The organism is Cylindrospermopsis curvispora GIHE-G1, from assembly GCF_014489415.1.
GTDB lineage: Bacteria > Cyanobacteriota > Cyanobacteriia > Cyanobacteriales > Nostocaceae > Raphidiopsis > Raphidiopsis curvispora_A.
The window spans coordinates 1,892,060-1,902,500 of sequence record NZ_CP060822.1 but is presented as its reverse complement, the minus strand read 5'-3'; the positions used below and the strand labels follow the sequence as shown (position 1 = coordinate 1,902,500).

Below are 10,441 nucleotides of genomic sequence, written 5' to 3'. Positions count from 1 at the left end.
GTGACATCCCCAACTCCCAGCACTCCTACAACGGTGGTGACACCAGCAGTTCCCAGCACTCCCGCAACGGTGGTGACATCCCCAACTCCTAGCAGTCCTACAACGGTGGTGACACCTCCAACTTCTAGCACTCCCATAACGGTGGTGACATCCCCAACTCCTAGCAGTCCTACAACGGTGGCAACACCTCCAACTTCTAGCACTCCCATAACGGTGGTGACACCAGCAGTTCCCAGCACTCCCGCAACGGTGGTGACACCAGCAGTTCCCAGCACTCCTACAACGGTGGCAACACCTCCAACTTCTAGCACTCCTACAACGGTGGTGACACCAGCAGTTCCCAGCACTCCCATAACGGTGGTGACACCTCCAACTTCTAGCACTCCCGCAACAGTGGTGACACCTCCAACTTCTAGCACTCCTACAACGGTGGTGACACCTCCAACTTCTAGCACTCCCGCAACAGTGGTGACACCTCCAACTTCTAGCACTCCTACAACGGTGGTGACACCTCCAACTTCTAGCACTCCCGCAACGGTGGCAACATCCCCAAATAATAATAACTCAGCAACAACTTCTAGCACTACCGCAACGGTGGCAACATCCACAAATAATAATAACTCAGCGACAACATCTATAATTCCTAGTAGTCCCGTAACGGCAGTGATCACGCCCACAAGTATCAATAACTCAGCAACAGTAGCAACACCATTACAAGCTGGTCAAAATGTGGCAGCTCAAATATCTTTGGGACAAGGAGTAGAGGTGACTAGCAACACGGCGTCAGTACGTATTTTACCTATAAGCCTTACTGCCAATAGTCAAACTGTATCAACGACTGCAACCGTTACAACTGTCAATGGACAAACCCTAAGTTTAGTCTTGAAAGGCACATCTAACCAAGTTGCTAACGCTGCCGGGTTTATTGCCGCAGCCACTTCCGCTGAATTGTCAGGAGCCCAGATACAAACTGGCACTAGCATAGCTCTAAGCGGAGCAAATTATACTCAGGTAGTAGCGTTGATCAATAGTTTATCCGGTTTAATGATAATTGCCACCAACCAGACCCTTGAACCAAAATTAGAGAAAGGTCAGCCTCTCAGTTTATTAGCTAGTAGTACACTAGCCTCCGATCCTAGGAATAAATCAGAATCCAACTCTAAAATAGTTCAAAATGTAACCATAGAGCCCGTACGGCTAAACAGAGCCATATTCATATTTAACCAGATTCTTGACACCAGTGATGATGCTACGGTGACCGCACTGTCTAGAAACCAAGAGTTTATAACTATTGGTCAAGTGTTGAAACGTTTAAGTAGTGCTTTCAATAACTAGAATTTCTGGCGTTGTATCGAACTACTTGGTAGCGATCGCTCTCTTCTAAGAATGTGAGTTTATGTGCAGGCGATCGCATCTCTCCTAAGCTTAAGTGGGTGGAATTAAATACAAGACCAACGTAGGTTAGGTTGAAGAAACCTATTGTTGATATTTTGCAGTTTACTAGCCGGGGAGGATAAAAAAATGAGTCAGCAAAATCAGGTCAGGAACAAATTAAATAATGCGTTAACCTCACTAATTGAGACCCTGCAAGAATTTGCCGGGCAGTCCAACTTTTGGAAAATATTTGACACAGCCTTTGGGCAAACATACAATCAGCTGCGGGTAAAAGAACTGCGTACTCAATGGAGACTAGGAGATAAGGGAGCATTACCGCTAGTAGAGATAGTCAACCAGGAGGTACTGGGCATCAGTTTAGGAGCATATAGTATAGATACAGATAAAATATATATGTCAGAGCAGTTTGTGGTAGCTGCTAAACTTGCTGATTTAGTGCTAGTGCTGTTAGAAGAATATGGTCATCACATTGATGCCCAGTTAAGCTTCTCCGGTCTAAAGACACGGAGATTTCTGAAGAGTCCATAAACGAACTTTCTGAGGCTGGCTTAAACAGCCTCTACTGATTCCGCTAAGATCAATTCCTAGCATCACCGCTACTTTTTTCAAAATATTAGCAGCACCATTACAGTCCGCATTAATTTTGAACCCATCAGAAGTTTCATATACTCCACGACTAACTCGTTTCCCGCTTGCTTCCCACCCTTCGGGTTTTTCACCGAATTTAGGTATATTGTCGCAATCAAAAAACGATGATTGAGAAGTGTATGATTCTTCTGTTTCAATAAAATCTATTCCGTATTGTTTACATAATTGAGCAATACGGTCTTTTAATCTTGCTGTGGGAATTTGGACAAACTTCTGATTGTTTTTAGACCCCAAATCAATACTATCTTTTTGTCCTTTATTCCATCCAAAAACAATAGCACCAATCTTATTTTCAATACAGTGGTTAACGACTATTCTTGCAGCTTTGTTAACTGCATCACGCATTTGTCGGTTTCTTTTTTCGGTAATAGCAGCTAATCTGTTAGACCAAAAACCCTGCGGTTTATCACTTTTAAGTTTAGCTACTGATTTGTTGTACCACTGATTTAAACTTTTTAAATGAAGTCCATCAACAATAAATGATGTTCCCAGATTAGAAACACAAGTTAACCAGTTATTTAACCCGTGGTCAATCCCTAAAACATTATTTCTATCAACATCAGATTTTATTTCATCTACCTGATAGACAAATTCTGCATAAAATTGTCTATTTCTAGGTAAAATACGTACTTCTCTAATTGATTTGAAGTCAAGGTTAGATGGCATTGGTAGATAAAAAGAATCTATCCCAAACCATGCCTTAACTTTTATTCCCAAAGGAAACCTAATCATCCCATCAATTAACTTTAATGACCTGCCCGTAAAAGTAGCTACAGTCATAACACTTTTACAGTAATTAGGTAATTTTGGTTTTTGGGAAACTTCGCCCTTTTTTGCAGCTTTTACTAGCTCAATGTAGGATTTAAAGGATTCAGCTACACTGGTTAGTATTTGTTGAGAAGTATCAGAATACAATGCCTGATAATGAACGTTTTTCTGATAAGTTCCTAGTTGTTTATGCAAATCTGGTCTACTAGGAATATAACCAGTTTTAAAGTACATCTGCCTAGAATAGTAAACGCCACAATTTGTCAGCTTTTTAGCTTCTGTGCAGACGTACTCCAATATGGCTGTTATTGATTTATCGGACTTGATAAGAACTTGTTGGCATCCGTACATTGTTCGACCTTCAATGTTTGTTGATTTCAAAAGTATAGTTGAGATATGATTTACTTGTCAATAGCAGCCACGAAACAATATGAAGACAACACTGGAATACAGAATAGGAAATCACTCAAAAGGTAATGCAGTAGTGCATCTTGTATGGATACCTAAACGCCTTCGACAGATAATTTACGAACTAGCCAAAGAAAAAGACTGGGATATCCTCGCTCTTGAGGTTGCACCATGTTCATTTATTTGTAGAACATCAACCAGATGTTGCTATAAATCAAGTGGTTAAAGCTTTTAAAGGACGGTCATCTTGCTTGTTAAGACGAAAATTTCCTGAATTACTTAAACTTCCTAGCCTATGGACTAATAGTTATTTTTATTCCACTGCTGGACAGGTTTCAGCAGATGTTATTAAAAGGTATATTGAAGAGCCGCATCACGGTTAAATATCAAGGCGAATAAATTCGCCGTTGGCACTTCCTGTCTAAAGCCAAGTGGCTTCCGTGCCTTTCGGCGATTTTCTTGTGAGATAGCGCAGATGAAGAGAGAAATCGCCCTAACTAGAAATGAACCTTTAAATTATCCATAACAACAATAGCCCCTTTCCATAATTGAGGTACCAAAACCTGATTTACATAAGTGAGAAATACTTCTGTATTTGTGCTTAGTCATTGCTGCCAGAATTCCATCCATATTTAAAGCGCCAATCAGAGAAATATTTTTGCCCTTGTTTCCTGGTACGCTACCAATTGCTCTTTGTCCATCTTGGCTTCTGGCAAACAACCTTGACATCCCTAAATTTATCCCCGATTCATCTAAAAACACTAAATTTCTAATATCAACTGTATCTACCCAACGACGATAATCATGCCTTAATTCTTGAACACGTGGAGTCTCCTGTTCACTGGCATTTAGACTTTTTTTTATGACGTAGACCCAACTTTTCTAAGGCTCGATGCATGGTTGTGATACTAACACTAGTGCCCGTCGTTTCTCTCAGGCGATCGCATAATTCTGAAAGTAGTAAATCATTTTTCTCATCCAGCCAAGACTTGATCATGTTTAAATATTGGCCTGCAATTATAGGCTTTTCATATCCTCCACATTGCTTTGGCTCAACTTGCCCAGTTTCACGATAACGACGTACTAAATTTCTCACAAATGATAAGCTGACCTTGAATCTTTCTGCCAACTGGCGTTGAGATCCCTCTCGAGCAACTCATGCTACAATCACGCGATTACGCAAATCTATTGAATAAGGTTTTGGCATATAATTTGACAGCACTTCTACTCTATTTTAGTTTATTACCCTTATTATAGCTTATCTTATTTTGGAGTTTAACTACATGAAAATCGCTGTAGGTTCGTTAAATAACGCCTTCAAAAACTTTAGGGAAGGAATTTATGATCCCACAGCGGACATTAATGGAGATGGCGATGTGGGCTTTGGCGATTTAGGTCTACTCACAGCCCAATGGAATCATTCGGTTTTTTAGAGTTTATTGTAAGAATAGTTCAGGGGGCGACAAGCAAGTTGAAACCATTACAGGGAATGGATTTCAGGTAATAGAGTCTCCAAAAAAATCTGAGGCTTACTGACAATACCATGGGGTTACTAACCAGCTACTTGACTGCTACTTAGCAGCTATCTGAAACACCCACATTGGCGATCGCCCCAATTAGAATCCCTTACCTATAAATTGGTTCTGGGTTTTGATGGATGATGGTGTTGAGTTTAATTCCTCAACCCAAGCTACAGTGATCGCTCTTTGTTAATAAAGAGATTTATTACAACTTTGCTTAATACTAATGATAAAAACGTAATATTATTATCATTGCGTAGTTGCAGGGGAAGGTTAATTTTTATCATTAGGCTATCTGATATTTTTTAGGAATGAGGAGTCGTGTATATGTCTATTTTGTCACAGATAAACTTGCTTCAGGATAATGGGGGAAACCCTGGGGATGCCTTAACTAGCACCCAATTAATTAGCGGTAGTACATTTTGGGTTGAGATACAGTTACAAGACTCCCGTACCAATTCAGCGGGAATTGTTGGAGCAGCGCTAAATTTGAACTGGGATCCTAACTCCCTGACGGCCATCTCAGCTACAGTTACAAGTAGTTTGCCGTTTTCGCAATTAATAGACTTTACCACACCAGGAATTGCTAAGGTGAGGGGAGGATCTCTTCCAATTGTAGGTATAGGACAAGCTATCGGAAAAGATAAATTTGAGCGTTTTGCTTTTGTTCAATTAACAACTAAATCTAACTTAAATGCTACAACTAGCTTATTTACAATAATAGTACCAGATATAAGAGAGTTTTCTACAGCAGATGGAGATCCAGTTTTGAATGGATCTCCTTTAATTACCCTGGTGAATCCAACCTCAACAATTCCAGAAAATACTTCTACATCCACACCAGTCAAGGTAGCTGATCTGATCATTACTGACGATATTTTTGGCAATAATACAACTAGCTTGAGTGGTCCAGATGCATCCAGTTTTGAGATTCGGGGAAATGAGTTATATCTAAAAGCTGGAACACCCCTGAATTATAACACTAAAAGTAGCTACAGTGTTATTTTAAGTGTAAATGATACAAATATTAATAAGAGCGATTCTAAAACTTTTAACTTATCAGTTACACCAGTTATACTACCTAGCTTATCTATTACAGCAACAAATGCCACCCAAACGGAGGGTAATTCGGGTGCAAAAACCTTTACCTTCACTGTTGCGCGCACTGGAGATACTAGCAATGTTAGTAGTGCTAATTGGGCAGTAACAGGTTCTGGTACCAATCAAGCAAATGCCACGGATTTTGGTGGAACTTTACCAACTGGTATGGTGAGTTTTGCAGCAAGTGACACTACTCAAATTATTACATTCAACGTGTTAGGAGACACCACAGTTGAGCCCGATGAAGGGTTTACAGTTAGTCTCTCCAACCCCACTAATGCTACTATTAGTACTGGGACTGCTACAGGAACCATCCAAAATGACGACAGTGAACCTGCTAACATTACCCTGTCCCTTAATCCTACAAGTGTTACGGAAGATGGTGTTGTAAATCTGGTCTACAGCTTTACCCGTACCGGGGCGACTGGCAATCAATTGACCGTGAATGTGAACGCCGGTGGTACTGCTGTTTTGGGCAGAGACTTCAGCGTGACTGGTCCCATTGGTCAAGGTAACTTGGGCAGTATTGCAAGCGTTACCTTTGCTGAGGGTTTCAGCACGGCTACAGTCACTGTTGATCCCATTCCAAATTCCATAATAGAAGGGGATAAAACCGTTTTCGCGATTCTGGCTGCGGGTGCTGGATATACTATTGGTACGGTAGATGCGGTCACAGGCACAATTCTCGAAGATGATGTTGTTCCACCTCAACTGGCGATCGCCCCTACCAATGCCATCCAAACAGAGGGAAATACAGGCATAAAACCCTTTACCTTCACTGCTATCCGCAGTGGAGATACTAGTAGTAGTAGCAGTGCTAATTGGGCAGTAACAGGTTCTGGCACTAACCAAGCAAATGCCACGGATTTTGGTGGAACTTCTGGTGCGGTGAGTTTTGCAGCAGGTGAAACCAGTCAAATTATTACGCTCAATGTGTTAGGAGACAGCACAGTTGAACCCGATGAAGGGTTTACAGTTAGTCTCTCCAACCCCACTAATGCTACTATTACCACTGGAACTGCTACAGGAACTATTACCAATGATGATGTTGTTCCACCTCAACTGGCGATCGCCCCTACCAATGCCATCCAAACAGAGGGAAATACAGGCATAAAACCCTTTACCTTCACTGCTATCCGCAGTGGAGATACTAGTAGTAGTAGCAGTGCTAATTGGGCAGTAACAGGTTCTGGCACTAACCAAGCAAATGCCACGGATTTTGGTGGAACTTCTGGTGCGGTGAGTTTTGCAGCAGGTGAAACCAGTCAAATTATTACGCTCAATGTGTTAGGAGACAGCACAGTTGAACCCGATGAAGGGTTTACAGTTAGTCTCTCCAACCCCACTAATGCTACTATTACCACTGGAACTGCTACAGGAACTATTACCAATGATGATGTTGTTCCACCTCAACTGGCGATCGCCCCTACCAATGCCATCCAAACAGAGGGAAATACAGGCATAAAACCCTTTACCTTCACTGCTATCCGCAGTGGAGATACTAGTAGTAGTAGCAGTGCTAATTGGGCAGTAACAGGTTCTGGCACTAACCAAGCAAATGCCACGGATTTTGGTGGAACTTCTGGTGCGGTGAGTTTTGCAGCAGGTGAAACCAGTCAAATTATTACGCTCAATGTGTTAGGAGACAGCACAGTTGAACCCGATGAAGGGTTTACAGTTAGTCTCTCCAACCCCACTAATGCTACTATTACCACTGGAACTGCTACAGGAACTATTACCAATGATGATGTTGTTCCACCTCAACTGGCGATCGCCCCTACCAATGCCATCCAAACAGAGGGAAATACAGGCATAAAACCCTTTACCTTCACTGTTACCCGCAGTGGAGATACTAGTAGTAGTAGCAGTGCTAATTGGGCAGTAACAGGTTCTGGCACTAACCAAGCAAATGCCACGGATTTTGGTGGAACTTCTGGTGCGGTGAGTTTTGCAGCAGGTGAAACCAGTCAAATTATTACGCTCAATGTGTTAGGAGACAGCACAGTTGAACCCGATGAAGGGTTTACAGTTAGTCTCTCCAACCCCACTAATGCTACTATTACCACTGGAACTGCTACAGGAACTATTACCAATGATGATGTTGTTCCACCTCAACTGGCGATCGCCCCTACCAATGCCATCCAAACAGAGGGAAATACAGGCATAAAACCCTTTACCTTCACTGTTACCCGCAGTGGAGATACTAGTAGTAGTAGCAGTGCTAATTGGGCAGTAACAGGTTCTGGCACTAACCAAGCAAATGCCACGGATTTTGGTGGAACTTCTGGTGCGGTGAGTTTTGCAGCAGGTGAAACCAGTCAAATTATTACGCTCAATGTGTTAGGAGACAGCACAGTTGAACCCGATGAAGGGTTTACAGTTAGTCTCTCCAACCCCACTAATGCTACTATTACCACTGGAACTGCTACAGGAACTATTACCAATGATGATGTTGTTCCACCTCAACTGGCGATCGCCCCTACCAATGCCATCCAAACAGAGGGAAATACAGGCATAAAACCCTTTACCTTCACTGTTACCCGCAGTGGAGATACTAGTAGTAGTAGCAGTGCTAATTGGGCAGTAACAGGTTCTGGCACTAACCAAGCAAATGCCACGGATTTTGGTGGAACTTCTGGTGCGGTGAGTTTTGCAGCAGGTGAAACCAGTCAAATTATTACGCTTAATGTGTTAGGAGACAGCACAGTTGAACCCGATGAAGGGTTTACAGTTAGTCTCTCCAACCCCACTAATGCTACTATTACCACTGGAACTGCTACAGGAACTATTACCAATGATGATGTTGTTCCACCTCAACTGGCGATCGCCCCTACCAATGCCATCCAAACAGAGGGAAATACAGGCATAAAACCCTTTACCTTCACTGTTACCCGCAGTGGAGATACTAGTAGTAGTAGCAGTGCTAATTGGGCAGTAACAGGTTCTGGCACTAACCAAGCAAATGCCACGGATTTTGGTGGAACTTCTGGTGCGGTGAGTTTTGCAGCAGGTGAAACCAGTCAAATTATTACGCTCAATGTGTTAGGAGACAGCACAGTTGAACCCGATGAAGGGTTTACAGTTAGTCTCTCCAACCCCACTAATGCTACTATTACCACTGGAACTGCTACAGGAACTATTACCAATGATGATGTTGTTCCACCTCAACTGGCGATCGCCCCTACCAATGCCATCCAAACAGAGGGAAATACAGGCATAAAACCCTTTACCTTCACTGTTACCCGCAGTGGAGATACTAGTAGTAGTAGCAGTGCTAATTGGGCAGTAACAGGTTCTGGCACTAACCAAGCAAATGCCACGGATTTTGGTGGAACTTCTGGTGCGGTGAGTTTTGCAGCAGGTGAAACCAGTCAAATTATTACGCTCAATGTGTTAGGAGACAGCACAGTTGAACCCGATGAAGGGTTTACAGTTAGTCTCTCCAACCCCACTAATGCTACTATTACCACTGGAACTGCTACAGGAACTATTACCAATGATGATGTTGTTCCACCTCAACTGGCGATCGCCCCTACCAATGCCATCCAAACAGAGGGAAATACAGGCATAAAACCCTTTACCTTCACTGTTACCCGCAGTGGAGATACTAGTAGTAGTAGCAGTGCTAATTGGGCAGTAACAGGTTCTGGCACTAACCAAGCAAATGCCACGGATTTTGGTGGAACTTCTGGTGCGGTGAGTTTTGCAGTAGGTGAAACCAGTCAAATTATTACGCTCAATGTGTTAGGAGACAGCACAGTTGAACCCGATGAAGGGTTTACAGTTAGTCTCTCCAACCCCACTAATGCTAACATTACCACTGGAACTGCTACAGGAACTATTACCAATGATGATGTTCCCACCATCACCCCCAGTGAAGTTAGACCCAAGGTTAATATATCTACAGGATTGGTTTTCAAAACGAATGGGAGAGGAACCATATCTTTAGATACTAATAGATTATCCGCCATTCCAGATGAAGTTATTGGTGTCCAAAATGGAACAAAGTCTAATTTTAAACACTTATTTGGATTATATGAGGTTACAGATGCCCAGGGGGGAATTGATACTAATGGTGACGGGATCGCTGATTTAAAACCAGGAGATAGCAACCCCAGTGACTACGCCTTTCATGCTCTGACCACTGCTAGGGTGAAGAACTTCACAGTGCAAGCGGGTGGCAATGATGCTCCTAGCACCGCTACACAATTGGGGTCTGGTGTCTCACTTGAGGATAATAAGTTTTATGCTCCTTTTGTCATTGCTAATGCTGGAACCTACTTCCCCGGTTCACAGGGAATAGAAGATTTTGTTGCTGCTGAAAACGGAGATATAGAACGGTTTAGTAGTGCGCCTCAATATGTCCGAACCCTTGTTGCTACGGAATTGGACAATTTGTTTAACAATTCGCCTAGATTTATACAGGAGCCTGTGGCCTATTTTAGTTTCGGAGTGGTTAATCGCGATCAATCTCCCCATTTCCGTTCCTATGGTAATGGGGTCTATGGATTTGAAGATTTACCTGCCAACGCCACCCAATATTCGAACAACGATTTTGATGATGCGGTTTTTGCCCTGTCCTTTACTTGAGGTTTTTGTTT

At 42.5% G+C, this 10,441-nt stretch carries 8 protein-coding genes and 1 pseudogene (1 of these 9 only partly in view); 5 read left to right on the top strand and 4 right to left on the bottom strand.

What is annotated here, in order from left to right:
- A protein-coding gene (locus tag IAR63_RS08515; RefSeq protein WP_187707253.1) for a hypothetical protein crosses the window boundary here: on the bottom strand, positions 1 to 671 show its 5' portion. It extends 247 nt beyond the left edge of the window; only the first 671 of its 918 coding nucleotides appear in the window; its start codon is at positions 669 to 671; the stop codon falls past the left edge of the window.
- On the opposite strand from IAR63_RS08515, the gene IAR63_RS08510 reads away from it, so the two are divergent.
- Positions 664 to 1,335: a hypothetical protein gene (locus IAR63_RS08510; protein ID WP_187707252.1), complete on the top strand. Its 672-nt coding sequence runs from the start codon at positions 664 to 666 to the stop codon at positions 1,333 to 1,335. The two genes, IAR63_RS08515 and IAR63_RS08510, sit on opposite strands and share 8 nt — an antisense overlap.
- Positions 1,336 to 1,521: 186 nt before the next feature.
- Positions 1,522 to 1,923 carry a hypothetical protein gene (locus IAR63_RS08505; protein WP_187707251.1) on the top strand — a complete coding sequence of 134 codons (402 nt, stop codon included), beginning with the start codon at positions 1,522 to 1,524 and terminating at the stop codon, positions 1,921 to 1,923.
- Here the strand turns inward: IAR63_RS08505 and IAR63_RS08500 are convergent.
- Positions 1,891 to 3,162 (bottom strand): RNA-guided endonuclease InsQ/TnpB family protein, encoded by a 1,272-nt coding sequence (locus tag IAR63_RS08500; protein ID WP_187707413.1) that lies wholly within the window; start codon positions 3,160 to 3,162, stop codon positions 1,891 to 1,893. The two genes, IAR63_RS08505 and IAR63_RS08500, sit on opposite strands and share 33 nt — an antisense overlap.
- A 79-nt stretch (positions 3,163 to 3,241) precedes the next feature.
- On the opposite strand from IAR63_RS08500, the pseudogene tnpA reads away from it, so the two are divergent.
- A pseudogene (tnpA, locus tag IAR63_RS08495) lies at positions 3,242 to 3,602 on the top strand (IS200/IS605 family transposase).
- Between the two features lie 133 nt (positions 3,603 to 3,735).
- Here tnpA and IAR63_RS08490 read toward each other — a convergent pair.
- Together IAR63_RS08490 and IAR63_RS08485 are read right to left on the bottom strand one after the other, a co-directional pair.
- Positions 3,736 to 3,981: a transposase gene (locus tag IAR63_RS08490; RefSeq protein WP_187707250.1), complete on the bottom strand. Its 246-nt coding sequence runs from the start codon at positions 3,979 to 3,981 to the stop codon at positions 3,736 to 3,738.
- A 76-nt stretch (positions 3,982 to 4,057) separates the two neighbouring features.
- On the bottom strand, positions 4,058 to 4,348 hold the full coding sequence (locus IAR63_RS08485; RefSeq protein WP_235678389.1) for a helix-turn-helix domain-containing protein: 291 nt from the start codon (positions 4,346 to 4,348) through the stop codon (positions 4,058 to 4,060).
- Between the two features lie 154 nt (positions 4,349 to 4,502).
- Between IAR63_RS08485 and IAR63_RS08480 the strand changes: the two genes are divergently transcribed.
- Both IAR63_RS08480 and IAR63_RS08475 read left to right on the top strand, forming a co-directional pair.
- Positions 4,503 to 4,652, top strand: coding sequence for a hypothetical protein (locus IAR63_RS08480; protein ID WP_187707249.1), 150 nt, complete (start codon positions 4,503 to 4,505; stop codon positions 4,650 to 4,652).
- Between the two features lie 414 nt (positions 4,653 to 5,066).
- On the top strand, positions 5,067 to 10,430 hold the full coding sequence (locus tag IAR63_RS08475) for a beta strand repeat-containing protein (protein WP_187707248.1): 5,364 nt from the start codon (positions 5,067 to 5,069) through the stop codon (positions 10,428 to 10,430).
- Positions 10,431 to 10,441: the final 11 nt, after the last annotated feature.